This is a genomic window from Rhodanobacter sp. G1 (assembly GCF_055397855.1).
Window position 1 is genome coordinate 2,844,404 of the sequence record NZ_AP039674.1, and the last position, 14,318, is coordinate 2,858,721.

Consider the following 14,318-nt stretch of genomic DNA (forward strand, 5'->3'; position numbering starts at 1 on the left):
CAAGGAGCCTCCGTGCCGCGGCGTTCCATCGACGCGACCGAACTGACCGTCGGCCGCCCCATCCGTTTCAATGCCTACGATGCCCGGGGCAACGTGCTGCTGAGCTACGGCCAGGTCGTCCACACCGAGGCCCAGCGCGACATGCTGCTGCAGCACGGCCTGTTCTACGGTTCCGACGAGGAGTGCCGCAGCCCGCTGCCGCCGCAGCTGGCGGAACTGTCACCGCTGGCCCGCGTGCTGGACGCGCGACGGCGGCTGCACGCGCTGCTGGCCGATCCCGCGCCGGCGGACTTCCCGATGGCGCTGGCCGGCATTGCCGCGCAGGTGCGCGAAGCCTGCCGGACGAATCCCGACGTGACGCTGGCGAGCATGCTGTTGCGCACCGAAGGGCCGTACAGCAGCCGCCACGCGGTGAACGCCGCCATCGCCTGCCAGATCATCGGGGCGGCGCTCGAACTGGAGCCCGACGAATCCATCGCCACCGTCTCGGCCGCGCTGACCATGAACATCGGCATGTTTGCCCTGCACGACGCGCTGGTCGCGCGCAGCGCGCCGCTGACCGAGGCCCAGCAGGCGGCGGTGCACGCGCACTGCGAAACCGGCATGGCGCGCCTGCGCGAACTCGGCGTGGCCGACGAGCGCTGGCTGGAGGCCGTACGCGACCACCACGAGCGCACCGACGGCAGCGGCTATCCCGCCGGCAAGCACGCCGCGGAAATCAACCGGCCGGCGCGCCTGCTGGCGCTGGCCGACGTGTACTGCGCGCGCGTCGCCGGCCGCGACTACCGCCCGCCACTGCAGTCCACGCAGGCACTGCGCTGGATGTTCCTCAACGAAGGCGCGGCGCTGGACGTGGATCTGGCCAGGGTGTTCATCAAGACCCTGGGCATCTACCCGCCCGGCACCGGCGTGCGCCTGCGCAACGGCTCGCTCGCCGTGGTGATCCAGCGCGGCGCCAGCGGCCACCAGCCGGTGGTGGCCTCGCTCACCACGCACAACGGCCTGCGCCTGACCTCGCCGATCCGCCGCAGCGGCGACGTGGACGCGCACACCATCGTCGAAGTGGTGAACCTGTGGCAGCTCGGCATCGCCGTGAGCATGGAGGCGCTGTGGGGCGCCGACGCGGTGGATTGAGGGCGCGTCGCTGTTCTCCACCTCCGGCACACGGCGCCCGGAACCCGTGAACGGCTACCCCAAGCGCGCCAGCAAGGCCTGCCGCAGGTGCTGCTGCTGCGCTTCGCCGAGCGGCGCATCGCTGCGGTCGGTGAGCTGGAAGAAATCCTCCACGCGCTCGCCGAAGGTGGCGATGCGGGCGTCGTGCACGCGCGCGTCGCAGGCCACCAGCACCTGCGCCACCGCGGCCAGCAGGCCGGGGCGGTCGCTGCACACCAGCGCCATGCGCGTGCGGGCGTCGCCCGCCTGGCGGAAGTCGATGCGCGGCGGCATCTGGAAGTGCTTCAAATGGCGCGACATGCTGCGCCGGGGCGGCAGGATCTGCCCGCCCTGCGCCAGCGCGCGCTGCATGCGCTGGCGCAGTTCTTCCGCGCGATCCGCGCTGGCCGGTTGCTGGCCGTCCGCCTCCAGCAACAGGAAGGTGTCCATCGCCATGCCGGCGCTGGAGTTGAGCACGCGCGCCTCCACCACCGAGAAGTGCAGCCGATCCAGCATCGCGGTGACGCTGGCGAACAGGCCGTCGCGGTCGGGCGTGCAGACGAACAGCTCGGTGCTGCCGCGCACCGAGAGCGGATGCACCGCGACCAGCGGCCACGCGCCGTCCGCGCGCACGATGGCCGCGGTCTGCCAGGCGATCTGCTCGGGGCGATGGCGCAGGAAGCTGGATGGCGGGAACGTGGCCCACGCGCGCTCGGCCGCCTCCGCGGCGATGCCCTCGTCCTGCAGCAGGATCAGCGCCTGCGCGCGGCAGGCATCGATGCGCGCCGCGGCATCGTGGCCCGGCCGGGTGTCGCTGCGCAGCGCCTGCCGCGCGGCGGCGTAGAGGTCGGCCAGCAGGCGATCCTTCCAGCCGTTCCACAGCTTGGGGCTGGTGCCGATGATGTCGGCCACGGTGAGCAGGTACAGCCGCCCCAGCCGCTCGCGGTCGCCCACGGCGTCGGCGAACTTGCGCACCACGTCGGGATCGGTGATGTCCTGCCGCTGCGCGGTGGTGCTCATCAGCAGATGCCAGCGCACCAGCCACGCCACGCGCTCGCCGTCGGCGGCGGGCAGGCCCAGCCTGGCGCAGAACGCGCGCGCATCGTCCTCGCCCAGCACGGAATGGTCGCCGCCGCGGCCCTTGGCGATGTCGTGGAACAGGCCGGCCAGCAGCATCAGCTCCGGCTGGGCCAGGCTGGCCCAGACGTCGCAGGCCACGGGGAATTCGCGGCGCGCCTCGGGATCGGCGAAGCGCGCCATCTGGCGCAGCACGCGCAGCGTGTGCTCGTCCACGGTGTAGACGTGGAACAGGTCGTACTGCATGCGCCCGAACACCTTGCCGAACGCCGGCAGGATGGCGGCGAGCAGGCCGTGCCGGTTCATCCGCCACAGCGCGTCCACCGCCGGCGCGCCGCGCTTGAGCAGGCGCAGGAAGGCGGCCAGCACCGCGGGATCGTCGGCCAGCCTGCCGTCGTGCTGCGCGGTGGCCTGGTGGATGCGCCGCATGGTGTCGGCGGAGAAGCCGATCAGGCCCGGCTCGTCCAGCCGCGCGATGAAGATTTCCACCAGCGCCGCCGGGCGCCGCGCGAACAGTTCGGGATCGCGTGCAGCCAGGCGGGTGCCGTGGCGCACGAAGTCCTCGCCCACCGGCGTCGCCTCGCCCGCGGGCTCCAGCAGTTCGACGAAACGCTCGGCGATCTGCACGCCCAGCCGCTCCACCTGGCTGGCCGCGCGGTAATAGCCCTGCATGAACTGCTCGACGCCGAGGTTCTTCTCGTGCTCGTCCTCGAAGCCAAGTCGCACCGCGAGCGCGCGCTGGTAGTCGAACAGCAGGCGCTCCTCCGGCCGGCCAGCTTCCTGGTGCAACGCCCAGCGGTAGCGCCGCAGCGTGGTTTCGGCCTCGCACAGGCTGGCGCGCTCGGCGGGATCGAGCAGGCCCGCGTCCTGCATCGCCTCGAAGCCGCCGGCATGCGCGAGCCTGCGCCCCAGCCAGCGCAGCGAATCCAGCGTGCGCAAGCCACCGGGGCCGTCCTTGAGGTTGGGTTCGAGGTTGCTGGAGGTGTCGTTGTGGCGCGCGTGCCGGGCATCGCGCTCGGCCAGGCGCGCGGCGAGGTAGTCGCGCGGCGGCCACAACGCGGGATCGTCCACGATGGCGCGCAGCGTGCCTTCCAGCGCCGCATCGCCCGCCATCCACTGCGCGTCGAGCAGGCTGGTGAACACGCTGGCGTCCTCGGCGGCCAGGGCGCGGCACTGCGCCGGCTCGCGCACCGCGTGACCCACCTTGAGGCCCACGTCCCACAGCGTGGCGAAGCACTGCTCCAACGCGCGCAGCCGCGCCGGCTCGGGGCGCTCGGCCAGCACCAGCAGATCCACGTCGGAATGCGGGAACAACAGGCCGCGGCCGAAACCGCCCACCGCGAACAGCGCCGCGCCGCTCACCTCGCCGAGGCAGGCCGTCCACACGTGCACCACGATGCGCGCCACCGCCTCGGCGCGCCGCCGCGCCAGCGCGCTGGCATCGGCGCCCTCGCGGAACGCGGTCGCCAGGTCGCGATCCACGTCGCCCAGCAACTGCCGCAGGGCACGCCGCGCGTCGGCGGACACGCCCGAACGCGGCACGGCCGGCGGCAGGCGCGGCAACGGTGGAAGCACGATACTCATCGGCGGAATTCGATGCGGCGGGAGGGAATCGCCAGTCTGCCATGCCGCCCGGCCTGGGAAGTCAAAGGCCCTGGATGACCAGCTTCGCTGTTGTAAAGCGCCTCGGGCCTTCGCCGGGATGACGCACGGGCAACCGGGCTGTTCGAGGCTCTTTACCGTAAGCGCTCAGGCATCCGGCCAGGGCGTAAGGATCTCGAAGCCGTCGGCGGTGACCGCGATGGTGTGCTCCCACTGCGCGGAGAGCGAGTGATCCTTGGTCACCACGGTCCAGCCGTCCGGCAGCTGCTTGGTGTGCGGCTTGCCGGCATTGACCATCGGCTCCACGGTGAAGGTCATGCCCTCCTTCAGCTCCACGCCGGCGCCGGGCTTGCCGTAGTGCAGCACCTGCGGCTCGTCGTGGTAGACCTTGCCGATGCCGTGGCCGCAGTACTCGCGCACGATGGAGAAGCCCGCCGCCTCGGCGTGCTGCTGGATCGCGTGGCCGACGTCGCCCAGGGTGGCGCCGGGACGCACCGCGCGGATGCCGCGCATCATCGCCTCGTGGGTGGTCTCCACCAGCCGCTTGGCCAGCACCGAGGGCGTGCCCACGTAGTACATGCGGCTGGTGTCGCCGTGCCAGCCGTCCTTGATGACGGTGACGTCGAGGTTGACGATGTCGCCGTCCTTCAGCACCTTGCCGGGGCTGGGGATGCCGTGGCAGATCACGTGGTTGACCGAGGTGCACAGCGTCTTGGGGAAGCCGTGGTAGCCCACGTTGGCCGGCACCGCCTTCTGCACGTTGACGATGTGCTCGTAGGCCAGCCGATCCAGCTCCTCGGTGGTGACGCCGGGCTTGACGTGCTCCTTGAGCATGGCCAGCACTTCGGCGGCCAGCTTGCCGGCCTCGCGCATGCCTTCGAGGTCTTTCGGGGATTTCAGCGTGATTGCCATAGTGGGAACCCAGATGGCGGCGCCGCGCGTACCGATCAAGCCGGCATCCGCAGGCAACTTGCCGCCGCGCCGGCGTACCGGCTACAATCTCACAGTTTTGCAGACCGTCATCGAGGCTTTCGAGCGGCCGAACTGCAAGGCGAAACGGGATTGTAACCGCGTCGCGGCAGCATCCCAAACCCAACGCCACACACGCATCGGCACCGTTCTTCGGGGTGCCGCGCGCAGCGTTCGCTGCCGCGGTCGAAGCCGGGGATGCGTGGAGGTTCCAACCCCCGGGCCACACGAAAAGGCCCAACGTTCAGGAGTTACACCATGGCTCAAGTCACCATGCGCGAAATGCTCGAAGCCGGCGTGCATTTCGGTCACCAGACCCGTTACTGGAATCCGAAGATGGGCCCGTACATCTTCGGCGCCCGCGGCAAGATCCACATCATCAACCTCGAGAAGACCCTGCCGCTGTTCACCGACGCGATGAACTTCCTGTCGGGCCTGGCGCAGAAGCGCGGCACCATCCTGTTCGTGGGCACCAAGCGCTCCGCCCGCGAGGCGCTGGCCGAGGAAGCCAGCCGCGCCGGCATGCCCTTCGTCACCGCGCGCTGGCTGGGCGGCATGCTCACCAACTTCCGCACCGTGAAGCAGTCGGTGGCCAAGCTCAAGGAGCTGGAAGCGGCCGAGACCGACGGCAGCTTCGACAAGCTGGTCAAGCACGAAGTGCTGGCCCGCCGCCGCGAGCGCGAGAAGCTCGAGAACTCGCTGGGCGGCATCAAGAACATGAACCGCCTGCCCGACGCGCTGTTCGTGATCGACATCGGCCACGAGGACATCGCCGTGCAGGAAGCCCGCAAGCTGGGCATCCCGGTGGTGGCGGTGGTCGACACCAACTACAACCCGGAGCTGGTGGACTACGCGATCCCCGGCAACGACGACGCGATCCGCGCGATCCAGCTGTACGCCCGCGCCGCCGCCGACTCGATCCTGGAAGGCAAGGCCGCCGCGCCGGCCGCCGCCCAGGGCGACGCCGACGAGTTCGTCGAACTGGACGAGGAAGGCAACCCGGTCGCCAAGGCCGAGCGCAAGGCCGCCCCGCGCCGCGATCGCGATGCCGCCCCGCGCAAGGGTGCCGGCGCGCCGCGCCGTGACGGTGGCCGCGAAGGCCGCGCCCCGCGCGACGCCAAGTAAGGCGGTGTGACGGCGGGCAACCGCCGTCGCAGCGACAACGACAAGGCCCATCCCGGCGTCGTGGCGCGAACCGTCACGACGCCTCAAGCATTCGAGGAATACCGATGAGCAATATCTCCGCCCAACTCGTCAAGGAACTGCGCGAGCGTTCCGGCGCCGGCATGATGGAGTGCAAGAAGGCGCTGGTCGAGAACAACGGCGACATCGACGCCGCGATGGAGTGGCTGCGCAAGACCGGCATGGTCAAGGCCGAGAAGAAGGCCGACCGCATCGCCGCCGAGGGCCGCATCGCCGCCGCCCAGGCCGGCGGCAAGGCCGTGCTGGTCGAGGTCAACAGCGAGACCGATTTCGTCGCCAAGGCGCCGAACTTCATCGAGTTCACCAACGCCGTTGCCGAGGCCGCCCTGCAGGCCAGCGCCGGCGACATCGACGCCGTGAAGGCCGCCGCCTTCCCTGGCTCCGCCAGCATCGAGGAAGCCGCCAAGGCGCAGACCGCGACCATCGGCGAGAAGATCGAAGTGCGCCGCGCTGCGCGCGTCGAGAACGACGGCCCGCTGGCCACCTACTCGCACGGCGGCAAGATCGGCGTGATCGTGGCGCTCAAGGGCGGCTCCGAGGAGCTGGCCAAGGGCATCGCCATGCACGTGGCGGCGATGAACCCGCCCTACGTGAAGGCCGAGGACGTCCCCGCCGACTTCATCGCCAAGGAAAAGGAAATCGCGCTGGCCGCGATGTCGGACAAGGAAAAGAACAAGCCGGCCGACATCCTGGAGAAGATCGTCTCGGGCAAGATCAACAAGATCGTCTCCGAAGTCACCCTCGTCGGCCAGCCCTACGTGCTGGACACCAACGTCACCGTGGGCGACGCGCTGAAGAAGGAAGGCGCCGACGTGGTCTCGGTGGTGCGCCTGGCCGTGGGCGAAGGCATCGAGAAGGTGCAGGAAGACTACCTGGCCGAAGTCGCCAAGGCGATGCAGGGCTAAGAGGCGCGCTTGCGCGCCTCGCGCCCACGGATGGGCGCCCGCGCAGCGGAGCCTGATTCGCCCAGCGAATCAGGCGAGTCAAAAAAGGGGCAGGAGCCCCTTTTTTGACCTCAGGCACGGCGCTCTGGCTCTGGTCTTCCAAAGAGCAAAGAGCACAAAAAAAGCCGCGGACATCCGCGGCTTTTTCATGCCCGGAGCGCACTACTGTCCGGAATAATTTTGAACATTCGTGGCCGCGGTCTTTCTCGTCATTCCGGCGCAGGCCGGACAAGCGCGAAGCGCGCAGAACGCCCGCAGGGCGGCCCCGAAGGGGCGAGCGAAGCGAGTCATCCAGTGGCCGTGCGGCCTGAGCAAACATGGTCGCTACTGGATCCCGGCCTTCGCCGGGATGACAGTCTGGATAGGTGGTTGTTATCGGAAATGAAGTCGCCTTCTCGCCATGCTTCGTGCAAGCGGCGCGGGTCTTCATCCTTCGGCACCATCCCCAGATTATTCCGGACAGCAGTGGCCCGGAGCGGGCAACTCACCCGCGCAATGCCTCTATCGTCGGCGCCACCTGCGCCTCGCGTCCCAGCCCGCGACCGATTGCTTCGAGGCGCAGCGCCAGCTGCCCCGCATCCGGCGCGCACACCGTGGCATGCCCCACCTTGCGCCCCGCGCGCGCCGACTTGCCGTAGTCGTGCCAGTGCGCATCCACGCCACGCAACACCGGCGTGGGATCGGGCAGCTCGCCGATCCAGTTGAACATCGCCGACTGCCCGCGCGCGCCGGTGTCGCCCAGCGGCAGGCCGAGCACGGCGCGCACGTGGTTCTCGAATTGGCTGGTGTGCGCGCCCTCGATCGTCCAGTGCCCGGAGTTGTGCACGCGCGGCGCCATCTCGTTGCCGAGCAGCTCGCCGTCCTTCACGAACAGCTCCAGCGCGAACACGCCCACGTAGTCCAGCCGCTCGGCCAGCGTGCGCGCCAGCGCGGTGGCGCGCGGCTGCAGCGCATCGATGTCGGGCGCCGGCGCCAGGCTCATCGACAGCACGCCGTCCACGTGCCAGTTGCGGGTCAGCGGCCAGGTGCGGAAATCGCCGTCGCGTCCGCGTACCGCCAGTACCGACAGCTCGCGCTGGAACGGCACGAAGGCTTCCAGGATCAGGCCATGCTTCGCCGCCTGCGCGCCCAGCGCGGCCCAGGCCGCATCCGCATCGGCCAGCGATTTCAGCCGGAACTGGCCCTTGCCGTCGTAGCCCAGCCGGCGCGTCTTGAGGATGGCCGGCGCGCCCACCGCGGCGAGCGCGCGGTCGAGGCCGTCGCGATCGTCCACGGCCATGAACTCGGGCGTGTGCAGGCCGCAGTCGCGGAACAGGGTTTTCTCGGCGAGGCGATCCTGCGCCACCGCCAGCGCACGCGGGTTCGGGAACACCGCCACGCGCCCGGCCAGCCACTGCGCCGTCTCGGCCGGCACGTTCTCGAAATCGAAGGTGACCACGTCGACCTTGCGCGCGAATTCCTCCAGCGCGGCGAAGTCGCTCCAGTCCGCCTTGACCAGCGGCGCCACCTGGCCCGCGCAGGCGTCGGCGGCGCTGTCCACCACCAGGCTGTTCACGCCCAGCGGCGCCGCCGCCAGCGCCAGCATGCGCGCCAGCTGGCCGCCGCCGAGGATGCCGAGCACGGGCTGCCGCGACTCGCTCATGCGCGCGGATCCGGCTGGTCGAGCACGGCCTGCGTCTGTTTCGCGCGCCAGTCCTCCAGCGCCTGCGCGAGGCGCGGGTCGTGCAGCGCCAGCACGGCGGCCGCGAGCAGGCCGGCGTTCACCGCGCCGGCGCGGCCGATCGCCAGCGTGCCCACCGGAATGCCGGCCGGCATCTGCGCGATGGAAAGCAGGGAATCCATGCCGTTCAGGGCCTTGGACTGCACCGGCACGCCGAACACCGGCAGCCGGGTCTTGGCCGCCAGCATGCCCGGCAGATGGGCGGCGCCGCCGGCGCCGGCCACGATCACCCGGATGCCGCGCCCGGCCACCTGTTCGGCGTAGCGGAACAGCAAGTCGGGCGTGCGGTGGGCGGAGACCACCTGCACCTCGTGCGCCACGCCCAGCTCGGTCAGCACGGCGGCGGCGTGCTCCATGGTTTCCCAGTCCGAACGCGAGCCCATTACCACGCCCACCCGCGGCGTTTCCGTCGTTGCTGTCATGGTTCGGCTGCCCAAAAGTGGTTATTGTACGGGCTTTCCGGCTCCACAACGATTTCGTCCCATGGACAAGCGCCTGCTCGACATCCTCTGTTGCCCGGTCAGCAAGACGCCGGTGCGCCTGCTGGCCCGCGCCGAGCTGGACGCGCTGAACGGCGCCATCGCGGCCGGCGACGTGGCGACGACGGCCGGCACCCCGGTGCACGAGCGTCTGGACGAAGGCCTGATCACCGTCGACCGCAAGCTGGTCTACCGTGTCGCCGACGGCATCCCGGTGATGCTGCCGGAAGAAGGCATCGGCACCGCCCAGTTGCGCGACTTCCCGGCCGCCGCCTGAACCCACGCCTCGAATCCCCTTCGACGGATTGACGACCAGATCGACGGACACCCGGTATGGCCATGAACGACGCCTACGAACCGCCCAAGATCGTGCCACTGACGCCGCGCCCCGACGCCGCCGCGGGCGAGCGCGTGGGCGAGTTGCTGAACGCCGTGCGCGGTATCGCCGGCAAGCGCCTGCAGCAGTGCCTGGGCAACCTGTTCGAGCACGTGGACGACGCGCTGTTCGACCTCGCCGAGAAGGCCGAGAACAACGCCACCCAGACGCACTACTTCGACGGCATGCGTGAGGTGCGCAAGCGCCGCCCCGCCATCGAGCGCAACTTCCTCGCCACGGTGAACCGCGAGATGGGCGGCATGACCAACCGCGCAGCCACGCCCGCGTCAGCCGTGCCGGCGATGGCCGAACTCTCGCTGGTGGCCGACACCGACCTGGAAGAATCGCTGGCGATCACCAGCATGGGCAGCAAGCACGAGAGCCGGCTGGCGCGCGACCTGTTCGCGGTCAACCAGCGCCTCTCGGTGATCTGCGGCGGCCGCAAGATCGAGGACGCCAGCAACCCCATCGCACCCGGGGCGCTGTCGCTGGCCTTCCGCCAGGCGCTGAAGGAGCTGACCGCGGACATGCGCGTCAAGCTGCTGATCTACAAGCTATTCGACCGCTACGTGCTGTCCACGCTGGAAGAACTGTACGCGGAAACCAACGACACGCTGGCGCGCGCCGGCGTGCTGCCGCAGTTGCGCGTCGCCGCACCGCGCGGCGGCAGCGCTGCGCCGCGTGGAACCGTGTCGTCATCGTCCGCCACCGCGGGCGCAGCCGGCGCGGACGAAGCCGACCCAGCCGCCGCCGAACTGCTGCAGACCCTGCACAGCCTGTTCGCCGCCCGCCGCGGCGGCGATGCGCCCGCACCGGCGCGAGCCGGCGATGCCGGCAGCCCGCCGCCGTCCGCCAACGAGCTGCTGGGCGCCCTCAGCGTGCTGCAAACCCAGTTGGCGGCCGGCCACATCCAGCAGGCGCCGTCCATGGTGAACGGCACCGGCAACTTCGACCGCGATGCCGTCTCGCAGCTCAAGGAACAGCTGCTGGGCCAGCTCGGCGCGCTGCGCGGCGCGCGGCCCAGCCACGTGGCCGGCATCGACGAGGACACCATCGACCTGGTCGGCATGCTGTTCGAGTTCATCCTCGAAGACCACACCCTGCCGCCCGAGATGCAGGCGCTGCTGGCGCGGCTGCAGATCCCCTACCTCAAGGCCGCGATCCTCGACCGCAAGCTGTTCGCGCACCGCCAGCATCCGGCGCGCCGCCTGCTCGATGTGCTGGCCGAGCAGGCCAAGGGCTGGTCGTCGGACTCCGACCGCGACGGCCGCCTGCACGACAAGATCAAGGCCATCGTCGACCAGTTGCTGCACGAGTTCGACGACGACCTCGGCATCTTCGAACGCCTGCTGGCCGACCTGCAGCAGTTCAACGAATCCAGCCGGCGCCGCTCCGAGCTGGCCGAACAGCGCGTGGCCGAATCCACTCGCGGCCGCGAGAAGCTGGAACAGGCGCGCCGCCGCGCCGCCCGCGAGATCGTCGACCGCATCGGCGGCCGCCAGTTGCCGCCGCTGGTGCACGAAGTGCTGGCGCGAGCCTGGGCCAACCACCTCGTGCTGGTGCAACTGCGCCAGGGCGAGGAGTCTGCCGAATTCCGCGACGCGCTGCGCTTCGTGGACGACTTCATCGCCAGCACGCGGCCGGCGACGGACACCGCCTCGCGCCAGTACTTGCGCCAGCTGTTGCCCGGCATCGAGCGCGCGCTGCGCCAGGGCCTGGCCAACGTGGCGTTCCAGCAGCCGGACATCGATCGCCTGCTGGCGCAGCTGCGCGACTGGTACGGCCAGCAACTGGGCGAACCGCGCCACGCGGCGCCCGCCGCTTCCGCTTCCGCTTCCGCCGGCGCCCCGGCGACCGACGCCGCCGTCGTCGCCGCGATCCCGGAAAGCATCCAGCCCATCATCGAGCAGAACGCCGAGGCGGAAGACGAACTGCCCGAGGAAAGCGTGCCGGTGGACACCGACAGCCCCGAGTGGCGGCAGGTGGAAGCGCTGCAGCCCGGCGTGTGGCTGGAGTTCCAGTTGCCCGACGAGCCGATGGTGCGCGCCAAGCTGTCGTGGATCAGCCCGATGAGCGGCCGCTACCTGTTCGTCAACCGCCGCGGCCTGAAGGTGGCGGACTATTCGCCGCAAGAGCTGGCCGTGCTGCTGGCCAGCGGCCACGCGCAGGTGCTGGCCACCAATGCGCTGTTCGACCGCGCGATGAGCGCCATCGTCAGCCGCCTGCGCCAGCCCGAATCGCCCGACGCCAGCACGGACGCCGAATGAACCCTGCTTTCCCGTTCGACCCGCCCAGCCCCGAACTGATCACCGCCGACGTGGAACGCGCCTTTGCCGAGGATCTCGGCAAGGGCGACGCCACCGCCGAACTGCTGCCGGCCGACGGCATGGCCGAAGCCGCGCTGACCTGCCGCGACGACGCGGTGATCGCCGGCATCCCGTGGTTCAACGCCTGCTTCCGGCGCCTGGATCCCTCGGTGCGCATAGACTGGCAGGTGCGCGACGGCGAACGCGTGGCGCCCGGCACGGTGATCTGCCGCCTGTCCGGCCACGCCCGCTCGCTGGTGAGCGCGGAGCGCTCGGCGCTGAACTTCCTGCAGCTGCTGTCCGGCACGGCCACCGCCACGGCCGCCTACGTGGCGACCGTGTCTGGCACCGGCACGCGCGTGCTCGACACGCGCAAGACCGTGCCGGGCCTGCGCCTGGCGCAGAAGTACGCGGTGCGCTGCGGCGGCGGCCACAACCACCGGATCGGCCTGTACGACGCGATCCTGGTCAAGGAAAACCACATCATCGCGGCGGGCGGCATCGCTCCCGCGGCAACCGCAGCGCGCCGGCTGCATCCCGGCCTGCTGCTGGAAGTCGAGGTGGAGAACCTGGCCGAGCTGCAACAGGCGCTGGATGCTGGGGTGGATCGCATCATGCTCGACAACTTCGACGTGCCACTGATGCGCGAAGCGGTGCGGATCGCCGCCGGGCGCGTACCGCTGGAGGTTTCCGGCAACGTCGATCTTTCCACCATCGGCGAATACGCCCGCACAGGCGTGGACTTCGTCTCGGTGGGCGCACTGACCAAGCACGTGCACGCGGTCGACCTCTCGCTGCGGTTGCGGCTGGAGGTTTGAAAGTGCGGCCAAGCAGGTCGCCCGCCTGATCTCCGCGATCAGGGATGATCGCAAGGATCGGCCTGTCGCCGGCTTGCGCGCCGTTCCTCCCACCCACACACTTGCGGGCATGGGCAATGTCGACGATCTCCTGGTGCTGCTGGCGCTGGTCGCCACAATCGCGCTGTGGCTGAAGCTGAGCCGCGCACGCGAGCGTGCGACTGCCGAAGCCCGCGTACAGTGCGCGCGCTACGGCGTGCAGCTGCTGGACGAAACCGTCGGCCTGCGCGCGCTGCGCCTGCGCCATGCGGCCGGTCGATTCCGGCTGGAACGCTGCTACGGTTTCGAGGTGAGCATCGACGGCGCGGATCGCGAGCAGGCTTCGCTGTGGATGCAGGGCGACGTGCTGAGCGAGTTGCGCCTGCCCACCGTGGCGCTCGCGTCGCCACAGCCCGTGGATCATGCCGCGGCATGGCGGCACGTTCCGGCGGACGAAACACAACCCGGCAACAATGTGGTTCCGTTGCGCCCGCGCCGCCGCCCCGACGGCAACACGCTGCACTGACCTACTTGATGACCCGCAGGAACGGCGCGCCGCGCTTCGGTTTGTCGTCGCCGCTGCCGCCCTGGCTGGACGGCGGCTCGTCGGGCGCAGGCGCAGGCGGCGGCGTGTCGCCGCCTTCCTCGTCGGTCGGGAACATCATGCCCTGCCCGTTTTCCTGCGCGTACAGCGCCAGCACCGAGCCCACCGGAATGCGCACCACCTGGCTGACGCCGGAGAAGCGTGCGGAGAATCCGATCCAGTCGTTGCCAAGCTCGAGGTTCGCCACCGCCCGCATCGCGATGTTGAGCACCACCTGGCCGTTCTTGATCACCTGGGGCGGCACGCGCACGCCTTCGCCGGTGGCGTCGATCAGCAGGTACGGCGTCAGGCCGTTGTCGCTGATCCAGTCGTAGATCGCCCGCAGCAGGTAGGGGCGATTGGAAGTCATCGGTTGCACTACTTCGCTCATCAGGGTCGCATGGCCTTTTCTTGCTCGGTCATGCTGCGCGCAAAACCCTGGCTGTGGAACAGCCGTTCGCCGTAATCCATGATCGGCTTGCCCTCGCGGCCCAGATCCACGCCCAGCCACGGCAGGCGCCACACTACCGGCGCCACCAGGCAGTCGGCCAGGCTCATCTCGGGATTGAGGAAGAACTTGGACGCCTTGAACAGCGGCAGCGCGGCCAGCAGGTGCGCACGCAGGCGCTTGCGCGCAGGCTCGGCGGTGCGGCCGCCGGCGCGGATGGTGTCCACTTCGGTCAGCCAGTCCTTCTCGATGCGCACCGCGGCCACGCGCAGGCGCGCACGGGAAAGCGGATCGATCGGCATCAGCGGCGGATGCGGATAGCGCTCGTCGAGGTATTCGCACACCACGCTGGCGTCGTACAGGGTCAGGTCGCGATCCACCAGGGTGGGCGCACTGCCGTAGGGATTCAGGTCGAGCAGATCCTCCGGCGGCTTGCCCGGATCGACCATCACGCGCTCGTAGCTGACGCCCTTGGCGGCCAGCACCAGCCGGGCGCGATGACACTGGACGTCGTCGGCCGTGGTGTAGAGGGTAAGTGCGTTACGCGAGCGGGCGCTTGGAACCATGCGCAGTATTCCTGTTGCGGTTGCGCGGATGCGGCAGCCCATGGCCGCCGCATCCGG

At 70.1% G+C, this 14,318-nt stretch carries 13 protein-coding genes; 7 read left to right on the forward strand and 6 right to left on the reverse strand.

The window, feature by feature from the left end; genetic code table 11:
- Positions 1-12 precede the first annotated feature (12 nt).
- Positions 13-1,134, forward strand: a complete 1,122-nt coding sequence (locus tag ACZ5Z2_RS12790) for an HD-GYP domain-containing protein (RefSeq protein WP_464758970.1) — start codon at positions 13-15, stop codon at positions 1,132-1,134.
- Positions 1,135-1,188: 54 nt separating this feature from the next.
- Here ACZ5Z2_RS12790 and glnD read toward each other — a convergent pair whose 3' ends face one another.
- Both glnD and map read right to left on the reverse strand, forming a co-directional pair.
- Entirely contained in the window at positions 1,189-3,813 is a 2,625-nt protein-coding gene (gene glnD / locus ACZ5Z2_RS12795) for a [protein-PII] uridylyltransferase (RefSeq protein ID WP_464758972.1), read from the reverse strand.
- A gap of 165 nt (positions 3,814-3,978) precedes the next feature.
- Entirely contained in the window at positions 3,979-4,743 is a 765-nt protein-coding gene (map, locus tag ACZ5Z2_RS12800) for a type I methionyl aminopeptidase (RefSeq protein ID WP_464758973.1), read from the reverse strand.
- Positions 4,744-5,058: 315 nt separating this feature from the next.
- Between map and rpsB the strand changes: the two genes are divergently transcribed.
- Both rpsB and tsf read left to right on the forward strand, forming a co-directional pair.
- Positions 5,059-5,925: a 30S ribosomal protein S2 gene (gene rpsB / locus ACZ5Z2_RS12805; RefSeq protein WP_464758974.1), complete on the forward strand. Its 867-nt coding sequence runs from the start codon at positions 5,059-5,061 to the stop codon at positions 5,923-5,925.
- 104 nt (positions 5,926-6,029) lie between these two features.
- Entirely contained in the window at positions 6,030-6,908 is an 879-nt protein-coding gene (gene tsf / locus ACZ5Z2_RS12810) for a translation elongation factor Ts (protein ID WP_464758975.1), read from the forward strand.
- A gap of 523 nt (positions 6,909-7,431) precedes the next feature.
- Here the strand turns inward: tsf and ACZ5Z2_RS12815 are convergent.
- Both ACZ5Z2_RS12815 and purE read right to left on the reverse strand, forming a co-directional pair.
- Positions 7,432-8,589 carry a 5-(carboxyamino)imidazole ribonucleotide synthase gene (locus ACZ5Z2_RS12815; protein ID WP_464758976.1) on the reverse strand — a complete coding sequence of 386 codons (1,158 nt, stop codon included), beginning with the start codon at positions 8,587-8,589 and terminating at the stop codon, positions 7,432-7,434.
- Positions 8,586-9,089: a 5-(carboxyamino)imidazole ribonucleotide mutase gene (gene purE / locus ACZ5Z2_RS12820; RefSeq protein ID WP_464758977.1), complete on the reverse strand. Its 504-nt coding sequence runs from the start codon at positions 9,087-9,089 to the stop codon at positions 8,586-8,588. The genes ACZ5Z2_RS12815 and purE overlap by 4 nt, the downstream gene beginning before the upstream one ends.
- 61 nt (positions 9,090-9,150) lie before the next feature.
- Here purE and ACZ5Z2_RS12825 point away from each other — a divergent pair, with 61 nt between their 5' ends.
- The 4 genes from ACZ5Z2_RS12825 to ACZ5Z2_RS12840 all read left to right on the forward strand — a co-directional run bounded on the left by ACZ5Z2_RS12825 (position 9,151) and on the right by ACZ5Z2_RS12840 (position 13,190).
- A complete protein-coding gene (locus ACZ5Z2_RS12825) occupies positions 9,151-9,423 on the forward strand; it encodes a Trm112 family protein (protein WP_464758978.1) in 273 nt (90 codons plus the stop codon).
- 62 nt (positions 9,424-9,485) lie between these two features.
- Complete coding sequence (locus ACZ5Z2_RS12830) at positions 9,486-11,789, forward strand: DUF1631 domain-containing protein (RefSeq protein WP_464758979.1); 2,304 nt, start codon at positions 9,486-9,488, stop codon at positions 11,787-11,789.
- Complete coding sequence (nadC, locus tag ACZ5Z2_RS12835; protein ID WP_464758980.1) at positions 11,786-12,646, forward strand: carboxylating nicotinate-nucleotide diphosphorylase; 861 nt, start codon at positions 11,786-11,788, stop codon at positions 12,644-12,646. The genes ACZ5Z2_RS12830 and nadC overlap by 4 nt, the downstream gene beginning before the upstream one ends.
- Positions 12,647-12,755: 109 nt before the next feature.
- Positions 12,756-13,190 carry a DUF3301 domain-containing protein gene (locus tag ACZ5Z2_RS12840; protein ID WP_464758981.1) on the forward strand — a complete coding sequence of 145 codons (435 nt, stop codon included), beginning with the start codon at positions 12,756-12,758 and terminating at the stop codon, positions 13,188-13,190.
- A gap of 1 nt (position 13,191) precedes the next feature.
- Here ACZ5Z2_RS12840 and ACZ5Z2_RS12845 read toward each other — a convergent pair whose 3' ends face one another.
- Both ACZ5Z2_RS12845 and ACZ5Z2_RS12850 read right to left on the reverse strand, forming a co-directional pair.
- Positions 13,192-13,617: a ClpXP protease specificity-enhancing factor gene (locus ACZ5Z2_RS12845; RefSeq protein WP_464758982.1), complete on the reverse strand. Its 426-nt coding sequence runs from the start codon at positions 13,615-13,617 to the stop codon at positions 13,192-13,194.
- 20 nt (positions 13,618-13,637) lie between these two features.
- The gene (locus tag ACZ5Z2_RS12850) at positions 13,638-14,261 is read right to left on the reverse strand and encodes a glutathione S-transferase N-terminal domain-containing protein (RefSeq protein WP_464758983.1); all 624 of its coding nucleotides are present in this window, start codon (positions 14,259-14,261) and stop codon (positions 13,638-13,640) included.
- Between the last annotated feature and the right edge of the window lie 57 nt (positions 14,262-14,318).

What these genes read in the sequence shown, in the direction of transcription:
- tsf (WP_464758975.1), top strand. Translation starts at nt 6,030, where the DNA reads ATGAGCAATATCTCCGCCCAACTCGTCAAGGAACTGCGCGAGCGTTCC.
- ACZ5Z2_RS12830 (WP_464758979.1), top strand. Translation starts at nt 9,486, where the DNA reads ATGAACGACGCCTACGAACCGCCCAAGATCGTGCCACTGACGCCGCGC.
- ACZ5Z2_RS12850 (WP_464758983.1), bottom strand. Translation starts at nt 14,261, where the DNA reads ATGGTTCCAAGCGCCCGCTCGCGTAACGCACTTACCCTCTACACCACG.
- ACZ5Z2_RS12825 (WP_464758978.1), top strand. Translation starts at nt 9,151, where the DNA reads ATGGACAAGCGCCTGCTCGACATCCTCTGTTGCCCGGTCAGCAAGACG.
- glnD (WP_464758972.1), bottom strand. Translation starts at nt 3,813, where the DNA reads ATGAGTATCGTGCTTCCACCGTTGCCGCGCCTGCCGCCGGCCGTGCCG.
- ACZ5Z2_RS12840 (WP_464758981.1), top strand. Translation starts at nt 12,756, where the DNA reads ATGGGCAATGTCGACGATCTCCTGGTGCTGCTGGCGCTGGTCGCCACA.
- rpsB (WP_464758974.1), top strand. Translation starts at nt 5,059, where the DNA reads ATGGCTCAAGTCACCATGCGCGAAATGCTCGAAGCCGGCGTGCATTTC.
- nadC (WP_464758980.1), top strand. Translation starts at nt 11,786, where the DNA reads ATGAACCCTGCTTTCCCGTTCGACCCGCCCAGCCCCGAACTGATCACC.
- ACZ5Z2_RS12815 (WP_464758976.1), bottom strand. Translation starts at nt 8,589, where the DNA reads ATGAGCGAGTCGCGGCAGCCCGTGCTCGGCATCCTCGGCGGCGGCCAG.
- purE (WP_464758977.1), bottom strand. Translation starts at nt 9,089, where the DNA reads ATGACAGCAACGACGGAAACGCCGCGGGTGGGCGTGGTAATGGGCTCG.
- ACZ5Z2_RS12845 (WP_464758982.1), bottom strand. Translation starts at nt 13,617, where the DNA reads ATGACTTCCAATCGCCCCTACCTGCTGCGGGCGATCTACGACTGGATC.
- map (WP_464758973.1), bottom strand. Translation starts at nt 4,743, where the DNA reads ATGGCAATCACGCTGAAATCCCCGAAAGACCTCGAAGGCATGCGCGAG.